Genomic DNA, 15134 nt, shown 5'->3' with positions numbered 1-15134 from the left:
CGGGATACCTTTCCCGATAAGACGCACCTCTCCCGTCATGACAAACAAGCGTATTCGAAACCTGTTAGACCCGGCGCGAAATGCCGCCGTAATGGCTCCGCCATCCACCGACCCATATCCTGCGGATTACCCCGCCGCCCTGTCTGTGTCTTTGCCGCTGCATCCTGATCACCTCTTTGATCCGGCCCCAAACGCAAAACCCCGCAAAGCACAAGGCTTTGCGGGGTTCGGTCCGGGGGCATTTATCCCGTTGACTTTTATCTTATGCCATAAATAAAAGAACAAATCAAGAACTTTTTTGAAAAACTTTATATGCCGTCAGAAAAGGGGAGGGAATCGCGGGCAACGGCAGCTTTTCATCCTCGACAAATTTGGGATTCGTCCGGGTGTTTTGATGATTCCTCATACCTTTGCTGCTCAAACGAACGTATCGCGTCGGTTCGCTTTTCAAATGAAAACAACCGTGCGCGCAAGATGTCAGCCGCAACATTAACGCTTGAAAAGAGACAGTTATGTCAGGAATGTTGCGGAAATTTTACATCCCGTTACCATGATGTCTGGCGGCTGGTTTCAAACTGCTGAAACACAAATCGGGCTATGACGTTATGGCAGACAGCGTGTTCTGCGCTGCAATAACAAACATCCAGGGGACCCTGATGGCCGAAAAGCAGATCGAGATCGAACTGAAGCTCCGTATCGATCCGAAACATGTATCGCGTTTGAAGCAGGCACCCGTCCTGCGCGAGGTCAAGGAAGGCCGTCGTCTTCTGACCACCCATCTTGTGTCCATCTATCACGACACGCCCAAGCTTTCGCTGGCCCGCAAGGGGCTGGCCCTGCGTGTGCGCAAGAAGGGAACGAACGGGTGGGAGCAGACCGTCAAGGCATCAAACGGACTTCGCGAAGCCCTGCCGGAACGTCATGAATGGAATGTCGAACTGCCCGATGGCGTTCTTGATCTGGATAAATTCACCGATGAAGACGTCGTCGGACTGCTTGATAAGCACGTTAAAAAGAAGAAGATCGAACGGATTTTTGAAACCGATCTGAAACGCAGTGCGGTTGATCTGACCTATCGCGACGCGATCATGGAACTGGCAATCGATCAGGGCGTGGTGCGCACCGCGGAGAAAGAATCACCCCTGTCCGAGGTGGAGCTGGAGCTGAAGGAAGGCCATCCCGCCGCCCTGTTTGATCTGGCACTTGAACTGCAACGCACCGTACCCCTGTTCCTGAGCCTGCGCTCAAAGGCATCGCGCGGACGGGCGCTTTATCTTAACGAGACACCTGGCTTCTATAAGGCCCCTCCGGTCGGGCTTGCTGCCGATATGTCGGCCGAAATTTCGTTTCGGGCGGTTCTTGCGCAAGGGCTTCGGATGATCCTTGGTAACGAGATTTGCGTGCGTGATGACCTTCATATCGAAGGCTGCCATCAGATGCGGGTTGGCATGCGTCGCCTTCGGGTGGCGTTCAACCTGTTTAAGAAAAACCTGCCGCAGGGCGAGGCTGTCCTGATCCGCCGCCTGCTGAAACATTGCACCAAGGCGCTTGATGGCCTGCGCGACTGGGATGTTTTCCTGACCGAAACCCTGCCGATGGTCGAGGAACGCTTTCCCGATCATCCCGGCGTCGCCGATCTGCGCAAGGCTGCCGCCAAGCAGCGCGAAGCGGCCTTGGTGACCGCGCGCGAAATGCTTGAAAGTTTCGAGTATCAGCAGCTTTTGCTGTTGCTTGGCGCATGGTCGAGTTATTCGCGCTGGGCATCGGGGGCGGATGCCACCCAGATGAAGGCGATGTCTGCACCTGTCACAAAACTGGCAGAACCGCTGTTGAGCCGGGCCTATAAACGCGTGACCAAACGCGGCGACGACGTTGGTAAGCTTACGGTGCCACAACTTCACGCCTTGCGTCTGGATGTCAAACAGATGCGCTATGGCAGCGATTTCTTTGGCGAGGTTTATGCGGCCAAACCGGTCAATAAATTCCGCAAGGAACTGACGGGTTTGCAGGAAATTCTTGGCTGGCTGAATGATGTTGCCGTGGCAGAATCCCGCCTGATGGCCTTGCGGCCGCAGCTTTCCAAAGACGGCATGATCGCCATTGGCCTGATTTCCGGCTGGTTCGGCGCACGCGCCGATCATCGCCTTCAGGGGCTTGATAAGGCATGGAAGAAATTCGAAAAGCAGAAGCTGTTCTGGAAGTAGCCCGCCCGGCAAATCGAAACCGGGCGGCGGCTAGGTCGCTGCCCGTTTCATATCCTGATAAGCCGCCAGCGCCCGCTCACGGCCTTCTTTGACCCCGATCAGGGGCTCGGGATAGCTCTGCCCCAAATCCACCCCTGCGGCCTTCAGGATCAGCGGGGATGCTTCCCACGGCTTATGGATATATTGCGCGGGCATATCGGCAAGTTCCGGGACCCATTGCCGGACGTAACGGCCGTCCGGGTCAAATTTCTCGCCTTGCAGGACCGGATTGAAAATCCGGAAATAGGGGGCGGCATCGGCACCACATCCCCCAATCCATTGCCAGGAAAACGGATTATTGGCCGGGCAGGCATCGACAAGCGTATCGTCAAACCATGCCAGACCTTCGCGCCAATGGATCAGAAGGTGTTTGACCAGTACCGATCCGACAATCATCCGCACCCGGTTATGCATATAACCGGTATGCCAAAGTTCCCGCATTCCGGCATCGACAATCGGAAAACCGGTTTGCCCGCGTTGCCAGCGTTCAAGCGCCTTTGGATCATCATCCCACGGGAAATCGGTGAATTGCCCCTGAAGCGGCACGGATTTCAAATCCCTGGCATGAAACAGGATGTGATGGGCAAATTCCCGCCAACCCAGTTCGGCCATGAATTTTGATGCGGTTTTGCCTTGGCCGGGATGGGCGTCGGCGTAATGGTTTGCCGCGTGCCACACCTGCCGCGGGCTGATCTCGCCAAACCGCAGATGCGGGGACAGTTCCGACGTCACCCGATGATCGGGTCGGTCGCGCAGGTCGGCGTAATCAGAAAGCCTGCCATCAATAAAGTCATGTAGCTGATCCATCGCGCCCTGTTCACCCGGCGTGAACCGATCGGCAAAGCCGGTGGCCCAGTCAAACGGCTTGGGCGACAGATCAAGCCCGGCAATATCTGCTTCATCGCTCAGTTGCAGATCGCCAAGCGGGATGCTTTCAGGGGCTTTTTTGGGTTCTGCCGGGGGTGGCAGTTTCAAACACGCCCGCCAGAACGGACTGAAAACCTTGAAGTCCGATCCGGCCCCGGTTTTGACTTCCCATGGTTCATACAGCAATTGACCATTGAAGCTTTCGCATTCGATATTCTGATCGCGCAAGGATGATTTGATATCAGCATCGCGCGCGATGGACGCCTTGTCATAAAGCCGGTTCCAGAAAAGCGCGCCGATTTTGTGATCAGTTTGCAACTGATTGAAAACGTCCCGCGCATCCGATCTGAAAACCCGCAGACAGGGGGCCTTTTTTCCGGCCACTGTTGCAAGGCTTTCATCAAGACGCGTCAGGGTTTTTTCCAGCCACCAGCGCGTCGCCCCGCCCAATTGGGCATCAATCACCCGATCAAGGATAAATACCGGAAGCACGATGCCGTTATTTTGCTGAGCCCACTTTACGCTGGCGTTCAATGCCGGGTTGTCGGCAAGACGAAGGTCATTGCGAAACCACATGATGGCAATCGGTGCGGCAGAAGCAGAAGGCATCCGGGAACTCGTACCTTGGGGGAGGGAGGGGGCAAAAGGGTGAGAGAGCACATCGACTGTGACAGCATAGAGGGATGTCGATGCGCTCTCTCTGGCTCGGGGTACATCATCATGTACGGCGGACCAGATTGATCAGTTCATCGAAACTTTGCGAAATCACATTCTTTTTCCATCCGGCAAATCCAAGCACCAGTCCGTGGGGCAGGTTGCTGCGATTTTGTGTCGATTTATCATGATAGTAGGATGAAAGCGCCCGGCAGTCGAGCTGCGCCTTGACCATCTGGTCCTGCAATTCCGCATCGTCCTGGTCACCGATAAGGCGCGTGCAAAGATGCAATCCCCCATCCGATGGCAGGACCTGCAAAATATCGCTGGCGCGTGTCTCGATCAGGTCACGCAGATGCGCCCGGCGCTCACCATAACTCAGCCGCATCTTGCGGACATGGCCGCCAAAGTGCCCCTCGGCAAAAAATGCGGCCAATGCGGCCTGTGCCGTTGGGGCGGGCACGCCATCGGCAAAGCCGCGCATCCCGCGAAATACCGGGATCAGGGCGGGTGGCAAAACCAGATATCCAAGCCGGATACCGGGAAATAGGACGCGCGAAAACGTGCCGACATAAAGCACGCGATTTTGCCGGTCCAACCCCTGAAGGGACGATAACGGCGGCCCGTCATAGCGATAATCGCTGTCATAATCGTCTTCGACGATCCACGCATCATGGGCATCCGCCCATGCCAAAAGGGCAAGACGACGGGCAAGCGACAATGTCGTGCCCAGTGGATAATTGCGCGATGGCGTCGTGACCACAATGCGCGCCGGGGGACCCTGATCAAGCCTGTCGACCTGCAATCCATCTTCATCGACCGGGATCGGAAGCAACGTCGCACCACTGGCGGCAAGGACCCCGCGAATACCTTCATAACCCGGGTCCTCGGTCGCGATCACGTCACCCGGATCAACAAGCGCACGCGCAATCAGGTCGAGCGCCTGCTGGGCGCCTGAAACAATCATCACCTGATCGGCATCGCATTTGACCCCGCGGGACTGGCGAAGCCACTTGGCAACCTCGTCGCGCAATGAAGGCATGCCCAGCGGATCAACCGGCATGGTGAGGTCAAGGGTGGGGGCCCGCCAGCTTCGGCGCAGTAACCGGGCCCAAAGATCAAATGGAAAGGCATCAAGATCGGGGGTTGCCGGGTTAAACGGACGCGCCACGCGAAACCGTGGAAAGCGCCGGTCATAGGCCAGCATGCGGGTCGCACTTTGGCTAAGCCGTGGAAGGTTTGCGGATTTACGGGCCTGATCGGCCGATGCGGGCAGGATGGTTGCCGTCATTTCCCGGTCGGGCAGACTACTGGCAACGAAGCTTCCGGCCCCGATCCGGGTTTCAAGATAACCTTCGGATACCAGTAGATCGAAACTCGTCACCACCGTATTGCGCGAAATGCCAAGGCTTTTGGCCAGATCACGGCTGGCAGGCAGCTTTTCACCCGGATGCAGTCGCCCGTCCAGAATGGCCTGGCGGATGCCAAGATAAAGCCGGCGATAAGCCGTATCGCCGTTCTCATCGCCTGCCGTGGCTGCATGGCTGGGATAGATCCAGGTAAAGTCGCTGCGCATTGTGCCCTATCGAAAATCAGGGTCAGTAAAATTGGTCCTATCAAAATTATTATAACGGACCTTTGATAAAGTCCAATTATGCCGATGATGACGCCAGCCCGTCGCGCCACCAGAAGTTACAGAGAAATAGAAAATGCCGGATACCATCGACCTTCCCGACCAATACGAAGTCTATCCATCAACCAAAATCGTGCGCGGCCCCAAACGTGCGAGTTACGACCGTAAACTTGTGCATGGCATTATCGATGATGCCCTGATCTGCCATGTCGGAACAGTTGTGAATGGTCGCCCGTCGATGATCCCGACCGCGCATTGGCGCGTGGGCGAACGGATTTATATCCATAGTGCATCCAAGAACCGCATTCTGGCCGCCATCGCCAATGGCGAGGAAGCCTGCCTGTGCATCACCCATCTGGATGGTCTGGTCATGGCACGTTCGGCCTTTCATCACTCGGCCAATTACCGTTCGGTGGTAATTTACGGCAGGGGCGAAATCGTGGCCGATCCGGAAGGCAAAATGGAACATTCCCGGCTGTTTGTTGAAAAGTTGTCCAAAGGCCGCTGGGACCAGATCCGTCACCCCAGTGAACAGGAGCTCAAGGCCACCATGTTCCTTGGTTTTGACCTGAACGAGGTATCGGCCAAGGTCCGCACCGGTGATCCTGTCGATGACGAGGAGGATTACAGTCTGCCGGTCTGGGCCGGGGTTTTACCCTGCAAGAATATCTGGGGCGAGCCGGTGGCAGATACCCGCCTTGATCCGGCCTATTCCGGACCGGTTGCCAAAGCACCGGAATAAACAAAAAGGCAGCCCGATGACTGCCTTTTAAATCGAAACAGGTCGGGCTTTAACCCGCCAGCGCAACCGCGATTTTTGCGCCAAGGACCGCATTGTTGCGCACCAGCGCAATATTGGCTTCAAGGCTTTTGCCCTTGGTATGCTGGGTCACGCGTTCCAGAAGGAAGGGCGTGACTTCGCGACCATGGATGTTAAGGCCCTTGGCTTCGATCAGCGCGCTGTCAATCGCATGTTCGATCGCATCAAGCTCCAGTGCCTTGTCCGCAGGCGGCGGGTTGCCGATCACAGCACCCCCTTCAAGACCAAAGTCCCATTTCGATTTCAGGAATTCGGCAATCTCGATCGGGCTATCAAGGCGGATCGGGGCTTTCTGGCCGCTCTTGACGGTATAGAAGGCCGGGAATTCATCGGTGCCATATGCAATCACCGGCACACCCAGCGTTTCAAGATGTTCAAGCGTCATCGGAATATCAAGGATCGCCTTGGCACCGGCGCAGACGACGGCAACGCTGGTTTTGCCAAGTTCGGTCAGATCGGCCGAGATATCGAAACTTGCCGCCAGTTCGCGGTGAACCCCGCCAATGCCGCCGGTGGCAAAGACCTTGATACCGGCCTTTTCCGCCAGAATCATGGTTGCTGAAACGGTGGTGGCACCATCGCGTTTTTTGGCGATGCAATAAGGAATATCACGGCGCGACAGTTTCAGAATGTCGGTGCTCTTGGCAAAATATTCCAGTTCCGACGGCGACAGGCCGATTTTGCAACGCCCGCCAATCACCGCGATGGTGGCCGGGATCGCGCCATTATCACGCACATCCTGCTCAACCGCTTGCGCGGTTTCAAGGTTCTGCGGATAGGGCATCCCGTGCGAGATGATGGTGGATTCAAGGGCTACAACCGGCTTGCCCACCGCAAGGGCTTCGGCGACTTCCGGGGCGATATCGATAAAGTCCGACATTCAGAATGCTCATGGTTGAGTTAAAGTTTTAAAGGTCAGGATTACGCGGATCGGCCTGTAAAATCCACCCCAAACACATCATGACTGTTGTGTGTGGACAAACAAAAACGGCCGCCCATCGGGACGGCCGTTTTGCAAAACAAAGCGTAAAGCTTAGTTCTTTTCTTTGTCGACGAGCTGGTTGGCCGCAATCCACGGCATCATCGCGCGCAGTTTGGTGCCGACTTCTTCGATTTCGTGTTCGGCGTTCAGGCGACGGGTTGCCTTGAACATCGGCTGGCCGCAATGCATTTCCTGAACGAAGTCACGAACGAATTTGCCTTCCTGAATGTCGGCAAGAACTTCTTTCATGCGTTCTTTGACCGATGCGTCGATCACGCGCGGGCCGGTGACATAGTCGCCGTATTCCGCGGTGTTCGAGATCGAGTAACGCATGTTAGCCATGCCGCCTTCATACATCAGATCGACGATCAGCTTCACTTCGTGCAGGCATTCGAAATAGGCCATTTCCGGTGCATAACCGGCTTCGGTCAGAGTCTCAAAACCGTATTTGATCAGCTGGGTCAGGCCGCCACAAAGAACAGCCTGTTCGCCGAACAGGTCGGTTTCGCATTCTTCGCGGAAGCTGGTTTCGATCACGCCCGAACGGCCGCCACCGATTGCCGATGCATAGGAAAGTGCGAGTTCAAGCGCGTTGCCCGACGCGTTCTGTTCGATGGCAACGAGGCAAGGCACACCACCGCCACGTTTGTATTCGGAACGAACCGTGTGGCCCGGGCCTTTAGGTGCGATCATCATGACGTCAAGATCAGCACGCGGCTCGATCAGGCCGAAATGAACGTTAAGGCCGTGTGCGAACAGAAGGGCGGCACCGTCTTTCAGGTTGTCGCGCAGTTCGTTGGCATAGATCGCAGCCTGATGTTCATCCGGGGTCAGGATCATGACAACATCTGCCCATGCGGCGGCTTCGGCCGGGGTCATGGTTTTCAGGCCGGCATTTTCAGCCTTTTTGCGCGAGCTGGAACCTTCACGAAGGCCGACAACAACGTCTTTGACACCGGAATCATGAAGGTTCAGTGCATGGGCATGGCCCTGCGAACCGTAACCGATGATGGCAACTTTTTTGGTCTTGATCAGATTAACATCTGCATCGCGGTCGTAATAAACACGCATCTTTCGATACCTCTGGACGTTGGACCACGCGATTTTTCTTTGCGTGGCGGATGGATCAAATTGTTAAAGCGGGACTGCCAAGGCACCCCAGGCGAACTCACATCGTCAGCGTGCCGCGCGAAATTGCTGCGACACCCGTGCGCGAAGTTTCCGAAAGCCCCAACGGCTCCATCAATTTGATGAAAGCGTCAATTTTTTCCGGGCTTCCGATGATTTCGAAGACGAAGGAACTGTTGGTCGCATCGACTGCGCGGGCCTTGAAGATATCGGCAATACGCAGGGACTCGACGCGCTTTTCACCCGATGCAATCACCTTGATCAGGGCAAGTTCACGTTCAACGCACGGTCCCGAAAGGGTCAGATCACTGACCTTGTGAACCGGCACCAGACGTGAAAGCTGTGCCTTGATCTGTTCGATCACCATGGGCGTACCCGAGGTGACAACAGTGATGCGCGACTGGTGGGAACTGGCGTCAACCTCTGCCACGGTCAGGCTTTCGATGTTATAGCCACGGCCCGAAAACAGGCCGATGACACGGGCCAGAACGCCTGCTTCGTTATCCACCAGAACGGATATCGTGTGTTTCGAAATTTCGGTTTCTCTCACGGGTCTTGCTCCGCTAGGGCGCGGGCGGGCGCATTCAATGTGCAGCCCGGCCCGGCCTTTGATTTTGGTTTTGATGATGTCTTGACGCGAACGGGTTTCGCGGATCAGACCAGAACCATCCCTTCGTCGGAATCAATGGCTTCGTCACCGGTGGTTTCCGCGCCAAGCAGCATTTCATTATGCGGCTTGCCCGACGGAATCATCGGATAGCAGTTTTCCTTGTCATCCACGGCCACATCAAGGATCACCGGACCATCAATCTCAAGCATCTGCTTAAGCGTATCGTCCAGATCGGCCGGGTTGTTGCAGGTAAGACCGGTAAAGCCGAATGCCTCGGACAGTTTCACGAAATCCGGAAGGGATTCGCTGTAACTTTCCGAATAGCGCGACCCGTGCAGCAATTGCTGCCATTGGCGGACCATGCCCATGTAACGGTTGTTCAGGATGACGGTTTTCACCGGCAGGCGATACTGGGTCAGCGTCGCGCATTCCTGAATATTCATCATGATCGATGCATCACCGGTAAAGCAGACAACGGTGGCATCCGGGTGGGCAACCTGAACGCCAAGGGCCGCTGGCATGCCATAACCCATGGTGCCAAGCCCGCCCGACGTCATCCATTCATGCGGATGTTCAAAGCCGAAATGCTGGGCCGCCCACATCTGGTGCTGGCCGACATCGGTGGTAATGTATGTCTTGCGATCACGCGTGAGTGCATGAACGCGACGGATCACATGCTGCGGCTTGATGATATCCTTGGGCTGCTTGTAGGACAGGCAATGCTTGCCCCGCCAGCCTTCGATCTCGTCCCACCAGCTATCAAGCGCCTTGGCTTCGATCTTGTGCTGTTTGGCTTTCCAGATTTTCATCATGTCTTCAAGGACATGACCGACATCGCCGACAATCCCGATATCGACCGGAACGTTTTTGTTGATCGAGCTTTGATCAATATCGATCTGGACTTTCTGCGAACCCGGCGAGAAGAAATCAAGGTTGCCGGTCACGCGGTCATCAAATCGTGCACCAACCGCAATCATCACATCGCAATCGTGCATGGCCATGTTCGCTTCGTACGTACCATGCATGCCCAGCATGCCAAGATACTGTTTATCCGAAGCCGGATAGGCACCAAGCCCCATCAGCGTCAGCGTGATCGGAATACCGGTCAGACGGGTGAATTCCGTCAGGACCTTGCAGGCCTGGCTGCCGGAATTGATGACGCCACCACCGCAATACAGGATCGGCTTTTTCGCCGATGCCAGCAGTTCGAGTGCTTCCTCGATCTGACCACGGTCGCCTTTGACAACCGGGTTATAGGTGCGGTGCTGAACCTGTGACGGTTCGAGATACGGTGCCTTGGCAACCAGAATATCTTTCGGCAGGTCGATCACGACCGGACCCGGGCGGCCGCTTGACGCAACGTGGAATGCTTCATGCATCGTGCGTGCAAGCTTCGCACTATCCTTGACCAGATAGTTATGCTTGGTGCAGGGGCGGGTGATGCCGGTGGTGTCGGCTTCCTGAAAGGCGTCATTGCCGATCAGGTGGGTCGGTACCTGGCCGGTCAGGCAGACGATGGGAATCGAATCCATCAACGCGTCGGTAAGGCCGGTAACGGCATTCGTTGCACCCGGACCACTGGTTACCAGAACAACGCCGACCTTTCCGGTCGAACGTGCGTAACCTTCGGCGGCATGCACGGCTGCTTGTTCATGGCGTACTAGGATATGACGAATCCTGTTTTGCTTAAATATCTCGTCATATAGCGGTAGGACGGCGCCGCCGGGATAGCCGAACACGACTTCCACACCCTGATCGACCAGGGCCTGCAACACTACTTCCGAACCGCTTAAAATACGTTCTGCCATGTTTTTCGAGCCTCTTCCTTAGCGACAACAACGTGTCGCGTGATAACCGCGTGGTTGATACATGATCCAATTACCCTTGAACTGGAGTTGAAAAATCCGCCGAAACGGCGGTTTTCCGCCATTTCGACGGCGGTAGGGCCAACCTATCGCCTCACTTTGGCGTGGTCAACAGAAATTGGTGAACATCATTACGCAATTTGTCTGCCAAACTTTCCGAATATTGCGTGTCGATGATCTCCTTGTCACTCATCTGATGGCGAAACCACGTTAATTGACGCTTGGCATAACGCCGGGTTTCGCGCTGTGATTTCTCTTTGGCGGTCTCAAGATCGATCTCGCCGGCAAGGTAGGCTGCAATCTCGCGCACGCCGACGGCCTTCATCACGGGCGCTGTTTCCGGCAGGTTTTCAGCCAAAAGCCTCCTGACTTCCTCAATCGCGCCCTGTTCGATCATCAAATCGAAACGCCGGTTGCAGCGATCATAAAGAATGTCGCGCGGTGGCATGTAACACAGCTTTTTGAAAACCATTCTGTCGGGCGGGGTTACCATTGGTTCGCGGTGCCATGCCGCCACCCCGCGCCCCGTGCCCGCCAGAACTTCGGCCGCACGAATCAGGCGCTGGGTATTTGACGGATCAAGGGTGGCGGCGGTGTCGGGATCGCGTTTGGCAAATGCTTCAAAAAAGGCCTGATGCCCGTCTTTTTCAAGCTTGGCTGTCACTTGGGCACGAATCCCGGCAGGAATATCGGGAATCGGCGCGATCCCCTCGGTCAGGGCATTCAGATACATGCCCGTACCCCCGGTAATGATCGAAAGCTTGCCGCTTGCATGACATTCGGCAATTTCCGCCATCGCCATATCGCGCCATTTTCCGGCCGAACATGCTTCGCGCCCGGATAGCACGCCATAAAGCCGATGCGGCGCGCGCGCGATCTCGCGGTCATCGGGCCGCGCGCTCAACACACGCAGTTCTTTATAAACCTGCATGCTGTCGGCATTGATCACCACACCGTCAAACGCATCCGCCAGATCAAGTGCCAAGGCGGACTTGCCGCTGGCGGTCGGTCCAGCAACGATCAGGACGGGTTGGAAGGTCTTGTTATTCATTCTTCTAGGTTTGCCGGTCGTATGAAAAATTTGATTTGCTGGGGCTCAAACAAGATATTCGCAATCTCCGCCATGGCAAGCTGATCGACAATATCGCAGGTAGCTTCGGAAGCAGATTTTGTCTTCTTACGCTCGTTGCTTGTTGTGTTTTCTGACATTCCTTAACCTCCCTTGTTTGAAACCCGGCTTGACAGAATATCGGTCTGTAACGGTTATGTATCAAACTTTTCTTGTCATCGCGTCCCGCAATACGGATAAAGACGAAAATCTGATTTACCTGTGTCCCGTCAAGGAGCCCGCAATCCATGGATCTGGTCCTGACCCTGATCGCTGCCCCCAATTCGAACGCGCTAGGTGACGATATTGTCGCGCGCGCCAAAACCGTTCTGGCCGGGGCTGGGGCGCGTGTCGGGGATGTTTCGTGGCTGGCGGCGGGTGAGGCCTGCGATATCGGCTTTGGCGGGCTCAGCCTCGATATTGCCGATACGGCTCTTCGCGATGCCGCTCTTGGTGTCGATGCGGTGACCCAGACTGCCAAAACGCGCCGCAAGAAATTGCTGATTGCCGATATGGACAGCACCATGGTCACCGGTGAAACGCTTGATGAGCTGGCGGCCTTTGCCGGGGTCAAGGACCGGGTTGCGGCGATAACCGCGCGTGCGATGAATGGTGAACTGGATTTCGAGGCCGCCCTAGATGAACGGGTCGGGTTGCTGGATGGCATGTCGACCGACATGCTGGCTGAGGCATGGAAGACCGTTGAATATACCGGCGGGGCCAAAACGCTGGTGGCGACCATGAAGGCCAATGGTGCCTACGCTGCCCTTGTGTCGGGCGGGTTTGATTTCTTTACCGGTGCCGTGCGTCGTGAACTGGGTTTTGATTTTGATCAGGCCAATGTGCTGATTACCAAAGACGGCACATTGACGGGCAAGGTTCAGAAACCGGTGCTTGACCGTCAGGCAAAGGTCGATGCGCTTGAAAAACTGTCCGCCCAGCAGGGTGTCGGGGTTGAGGACGCCATTGCGGTTGGCGATGGTGCCAATGATCTTCAGATGATTTCACTGGCCGGGACTGGTGTGGCGTTTCATGCCAAACCATCGGTTCAGGAACAGGCGCGCATCTGCATCAATCATGGTGATCTGACCGCATTGCTGTATCTGCAAGGATATGCAAAATCCGATTTTTCGAGCTGATAGCGGCAATCATAAGCCGGAATGCAAAGAGGGCGACCCGCAAAGGCCGCCCTCTTTGATTTTGGGAGAGTAAAACCCGAAGGTCTTAATCTTCCTTATTCAGCGTCAGGCCGAAATAACGAGGTCCCGCCGAGGTTTCAATCAGCATCAGGATGGTGCGTTTGTCATCATCCATTGCCTTTTTGACCGCGTCTGAAACTTCCTCGACCGTGGAAACCGAGCTGTGCGATGCCTCGATAATGATGTCGCCCGGGCGAACACCCTTTTCGGCGGCATAGCTATCACCATTGACTTCGGTCACGATGACACCCTCGGTGCCTTCGGCCAGGTTATAGCGGCGGCGCAGTTCATCATCGACATTGGCAATCTTCATGCCCAGCGGCTTGATTTCGGCTTCGGCAATTGCGACCGGTGCCTGTTCTTCGCCCGGTTCCGCAGATGTTGCGACAACGTCTTCTTCAAGTTCGCCAAGTTCAACCTGAACGGTTTTCTTTTCTCCGTCACGCCATATCACAACATCGACATCCTTGCCGATTTTGGTTTCGGCAACGATACGTGGCAGGCGGCGCATGCTTTCGACTTCCTTGCCGTCAAACGACAGGATGACGTCGCCCTGTTTGATGCCAGCTGCTTTTGCCGGGCCATCATCGGATACACCGGCAACCATTGCGCCGGTCGATTTATCAAGTCCGACCGAGTCTGCGATATCGTCGGTCACGGTCTGGATGTGGACACCCAGCCAGCCACGACGGGTCCGGCCATATTCCTTGAGCTGATCAACAACCGACTGTGCAATTGCCGAGGGAATGGCAAAGCCGATACCAACCGAACCGCCCGACGGCGAATAGATTGCACTGTTGATACCTATAACATCGCCATCAAGGTTAAACAAAGGCCCGCCCGAGTTGCCACGGTTGATCGATGCATCCGTCTGAATGAAATCATCATACGGACCCTGATTGATGTCGCGGTTGCGCGCGGAAATGATCCCGGCTGTCACCGTGCCACCAAGGCCAAACGGGTTACCGATCGCCATGGCCCAGTCACCAATGCGGGAATGATCGGAGTCTCCCCAATTGACGAAGGGCAGGTCTTCTTCCGGTTCGACTTTCAGAAGTGCGACATCCGTTTTCGGGTCGCGGCCAATCAGTTTTGCCGGAAGGGTATCGCCATCATGCAGGCGCACCGTGATTTCGTCGGCACCATCGATCACATGGTTGTTGGTCACGATGTAACCGTCAGCCGAAATGATAAAGCCCGAACCAAGTGCGGTCGCACGGCGCTGTTGCGGAGTCTGGCCCTGACCTTGCCCGCCTTGTCCGTTGCGATCCATAAAGTCCTTGAAAAGATCCTCAAACGGCGAGCCGGGAGGGAACTGGAAGTCCGGTCCCTGACGTTCGGCCACCATCTGACTGGTCGAGATATTTACCACACTGGGCAGAAGCTTTTCGGCCAGGTCTGCGAAACTTTCAGGAGCGGGGCGAGCGTTCGCAATCTGCGAGACGCTGGTCACGCCAAGAAGAACAATCACCAGCGCAGCCGTAAATCTGCTTCGCGCCGGGTTGTATAATGCTTTTAGCATGTGTCTGATCCTGTTCGTTGCCGCGTTCACGGTATTGAATTTTTGCAGCACGCGATGCTGTTCTTTTGGATAGTTCATGCACCGCTTAACTAGCCAAGTTAGCGCCGAGTTTGTCAGAAATTTGGCAGGCTTGAGAAAAATCAAGGAAGAGCTCGGGTTTTTCTGTGTTTTCACACAAGAAGGCGCAAATAAGCGCGAAATGCCTTGAAACTTTGCCCTCAAAGCCAGACCCGCATACCCCAGATCGCAGCAATGGCGGCAATCGCGGCAACAAGGCCACCGATCCGAAGCTGGGATTCGGGGATTTCCTGCATTAGCTCCATCACACGTTTCGCCCCGCCCGGGAACAGCGAATAAAACATTCCCTCCAGCGCGATGGCCAGGAGAATAGCTGTGGCGAGTTCCTTCATGGGCGTGGACGTTCCGGCGTTTCTATGAACCTGTGTGCGATATAACTATCAACAGGACATTATTTTCAAACAAAAAAGGGCGACCGGCACACT

Annotated in this window: 13 protein-coding genes; 3 read left to right on the top strand and 10 right to left on the bottom strand. The window is 55.6% G+C overall.

All coding sequences use genetic code 11. The features are described from left to right. The first annotated feature begins 656 nt into the window (after positions 1 to 656). Positions 657 to 2204: a CYTH and CHAD domain-containing protein gene (locus IT971_RS16095; RefSeq protein ID WP_223305201.1), complete on the top strand. Its 1548-nt coding sequence runs from the start codon at positions 657 to 659 to the stop codon at positions 2202 to 2204. Positions 2205 to 2234: 30 nt separating this feature from the next. On the opposite strand, the gene IT971_RS16090 is transcribed toward IT971_RS16095, so the two are convergent. Then, positions 2235 to 3719 (bottom strand): deoxyribodipyrimidine photo-lyase, encoded by a 1485-nt coding sequence (locus IT971_RS16090; protein WP_063092641.1) that lies wholly within the window; start codon positions 3717 to 3719, stop codon positions 2235 to 2237. Between the two features lie 109 nt (positions 3720 to 3828). Beyond that, complete coding sequence (locus IT971_RS16085; protein ID WP_063092642.1) at positions 3829 to 5340, bottom strand: PLP-dependent aminotransferase family protein; 1512 nt, start codon at positions 5338 to 5340, stop codon at positions 3829 to 3831. Between the two features lie 133 nt (positions 5341 to 5473). Between IT971_RS16085 and IT971_RS16080 the strand changes: the two genes are divergently transcribed. Continuing rightward, positions 5474 to 6139, top strand: a complete 666-nt coding sequence (locus IT971_RS16080; RefSeq protein WP_063092643.1) for a pyridoxamine 5'-phosphate oxidase family protein — start codon at positions 5474 to 5476, stop codon at positions 6137 to 6139. A 49-nt stretch (positions 6140 to 6188) separates the two neighbouring features. Here IT971_RS16080 and IT971_RS16075 read toward each other — a convergent pair whose 3' ends face one another. The 6 genes from IT971_RS16075 to IT971_RS16050 form a co-directional block, all read right to left on the bottom strand. After that, positions 6189 to 7097 carry a pseudouridine-5'-phosphate glycosidase gene (locus IT971_RS16075; RefSeq protein ID WP_063092644.1) on the bottom strand — a complete coding sequence of 303 codons (909 nt, stop codon included), beginning with the start codon at positions 7095 to 7097 and terminating at the stop codon, positions 6189 to 6191. Positions 7098 to 7250: 153 nt separating this feature from the next. Then, a complete protein-coding gene (ilvC, locus tag IT971_RS16070; protein WP_063092645.1) occupies positions 7251 to 8270 on the bottom strand; it encodes a ketol-acid reductoisomerase in 1020 nt (339 codons plus the stop codon). A gap of 97 nt (positions 8271 to 8367) precedes the next feature. After that, positions 8368 to 8877, bottom strand: a complete 510-nt coding sequence (gene ilvN, locus IT971_RS16065; protein WP_063092646.1) for an acetolactate synthase small subunit — start codon at positions 8875 to 8877, stop codon at positions 8368 to 8370. Between the two features lie 104 nt (positions 8878 to 8981). Beyond that, on the bottom strand, positions 8982 to 10745 hold the full coding sequence (locus IT971_RS16060; protein WP_007092046.1) for an acetolactate synthase 3 large subunit: 1764 nt from the start codon (positions 10743 to 10745) through the stop codon (positions 8982 to 8984). Between the two features lie 151 nt (positions 10746 to 10896). Further along, positions 10897 to 11853 carry a tRNA (adenosine(37)-N6)-dimethylallyltransferase MiaA gene (miaA, locus tag IT971_RS16055; protein WP_063092647.1) on the bottom strand — a complete coding sequence of 319 codons (957 nt, stop codon included), beginning with the start codon at positions 11851 to 11853 and terminating at the stop codon, positions 10897 to 10899. Beyond that, a complete protein-coding gene (locus tag IT971_RS16050; RefSeq protein ID WP_156487983.1) occupies positions 11850 to 12011 on the bottom strand; it encodes a hypothetical protein in 162 nt (53 codons plus the stop codon). The genes miaA and IT971_RS16050 overlap by 4 nt, the downstream gene beginning before the upstream one ends. A 147-nt stretch (positions 12012 to 12158) precedes the next feature. Here IT971_RS16050 and serB point away from each other — a divergent pair, with 147 nt between their 5' ends. Next, positions 12159 to 13049 carry a phosphoserine phosphatase SerB gene (gene serB, locus IT971_RS16045; RefSeq protein ID WP_063092648.1) on the top strand — a complete coding sequence of 297 codons (891 nt, stop codon included), beginning with the start codon at positions 12159 to 12161 and terminating at the stop codon, positions 13047 to 13049. A gap of 85 nt (positions 13050 to 13134) precedes the next feature. On the opposite strand, the gene IT971_RS16040 is transcribed toward serB, so the two are convergent. Beyond that, positions 13135 to 14631 (bottom strand): DegQ family serine endoprotease, encoded by a 1497-nt coding sequence (locus tag IT971_RS16040; protein ID WP_063092649.1) that lies wholly within the window; start codon positions 14629 to 14631, stop codon positions 13135 to 13137. 218 nt (positions 14632 to 14849) lie between these two features. Then, complete coding sequence (locus tag IT971_RS16035; RefSeq protein ID WP_007092039.1) at positions 14850 to 15041, bottom strand: DUF2065 domain-containing protein; 192 nt, start codon at positions 15039 to 15041, stop codon at positions 14850 to 14852. Positions 15042 to 15134 lie beyond the last annotated feature (93 nt).

The organism is Thalassospira sp. B30-1, from assembly GCF_015767575.1.
Lineage (GTDB): Bacteria > Pseudomonadota > Alphaproteobacteria > Rhodospirillales > Thalassospiraceae > Thalassospira > Thalassospira xiamenensis.
The sequence above is the reverse complement of the archived record's forward strand: the minus strand, read 5'-3'. Positions and strand labels throughout refer to the sequence as shown.

Bases quoted from the DNA above. Each gene is read 5' to 3' on its own strand.
- IT971_RS16090 (WP_063092641.1), bottom strand. From the start codon at position 3,719: ATGCCTTCTGCTTCTGCCGCACCGATTGCCATCATGTGGTTTCGCAAT.
- IT971_RS16050 (WP_156487983.1), bottom strand. From the start codon at position 12,011: ATGTCAGAAAACACAACAAGCAACGAGCGTAAGAAGACAAAATCTGCT.
- ilvC (WP_063092645.1), bottom strand. From the start codon at position 8,270: ATGCGTGTTTATTACGACCGCGATGCAGATGTTAATCTGATCAAGACC.
- IT971_RS16080 (WP_063092643.1), top strand. From the start codon at position 5,474: ATGCCGGATACCATCGACCTTCCCGACCAATACGAAGTCTATCCATCA.
- IT971_RS16095 (WP_223305201.1), top strand. From the start codon at position 657: ATGGCCGAAAAGCAGATCGAGATCGAACTGAAGCTCCGTATCGATCCG.
- IT971_RS16035 (WP_007092039.1), bottom strand. From the start codon at position 15,041: ATGAAGGAACTCGCCACAGCTATTCTCCTGGCCATCGCGCTGGAGGGA.
- miaA (WP_063092647.1), bottom strand. From the start codon at position 11,853: ATGAATAACAAGACCTTCCAACCCGTCCTGATCGTTGCTGGACCGACC.
- IT971_RS16075 (WP_063092644.1), bottom strand. From the start codon at position 7,097: ATGTCGGACTTTATCGATATCGCCCCGGAAGTCGCCGAAGCCCTTGCG.
- IT971_RS16040 (WP_063092649.1), bottom strand. From the start codon at position 14,631: ATGCTAAAAGCATTATACAACCCGGCGCGAAGCAGATTTACGGCTGCG.
- IT971_RS16085 (WP_063092642.1), bottom strand. From the start codon at position 5,340: ATGCGCAGCGACTTTACCTGGATCTATCCCAGCCATGCAGCCACGGCA.
- serB (WP_063092648.1), top strand. From the start codon at position 12,159: ATGGATCTGGTCCTGACCCTGATCGCTGCCCCCAATTCGAACGCGCTA.
- IT971_RS16060 (WP_007092046.1), bottom strand. From the start codon at position 10,745: ATGGCAGAACGTATTTTAAGCGGTTCGGAAGTAGTGTTGCAGGCCCTG.